This window comes from Gordonia sp. UBA7599 (assembly GCA_002477755.1).
Classification (GTDB): domain Bacteria; phylum Actinomycetota; class Actinomycetes; order Mycobacteriales; family Mycobacteriaceae; genus Gordonia.
Map to the genome: position 1 here is coordinate 24,532 of DLKD01000028.1, position 723 is coordinate 25,254.

The following is a 723-nucleotide window of genomic DNA, read 5'->3' on the forward strand; positions in this document are numbered from 1 at the left end:
CTACAGCCAGATCGAGATGCGCATCATGGCCCACCTCTCCGAGGACGACGGCCTGATCGAAGCGTTCAACACCGGTGAGGACCTGCACAACTTCGTCGGATCCCGTGCCTTCGGCGTGTCTATCGACGAGGTCACCACCGAGATGCGTCACCGCGTCAAGGCCATGTCGTACGGTCTGGCCTACGGGCTGTCGGCCTTCGGGCTGGCCGCCCAGCTCGGCATCAGCCGCGACGAGGCGAAGGAGCAGATGGAGGCCTACTTCGCCCGCTTCGGCGGGGTTCGCGACTACCTCAACGACGTCGTCGACGCGGCTCGTCGCGACGAGTACACCGCCACGGTCTACGGCCGCCGCCGCTACCTGCCCGACCTCAACAGTGAAAATTGGCAACGCCGACAGGCCGCCGAGCGGATGGCACTCAACGCGCCGATCCAGGGGAGTGCCGCCGACATCATCAAGGTCGCGATGATCAACGTCCATCGCAGGCTGCGCGAGGACAGCCTGCGCAGCCGGATGCTGCTGCAGGTGCACGACGAACTCGTGCTCGAAGTCGCCGATGGTGAGCGTGAGGCCGCCGAGGCGCTGGTTCGTGAGGAGATGGGCAACGCGATCAGCCTGTCCGTGCCGCTGGACGTGTCGGTCGGTGTGGGCCGATCTTGGGACGACGCCGCGCACTGATCGGCGCGCTGCACAATTCGGTGGTGGTTGTCAGACCCCGCGGCTAG

The 723-nt window shown here is 66.1% G+C and carries 1 protein-coding gene; it reads left to right on the forward strand.

Annotation, left to right across the window (positions count from 1 at the left end; all coding sequences use genetic code 11):
* The coding region (locus B4L26_RS03030) for a DNA polymerase (RefSeq protein WP_290715667.1) at positions 1–676 on the forward strand (676 nt) is incomplete at its 5' end.
* Positions 677–723: the final 47 nt, after the last annotated feature.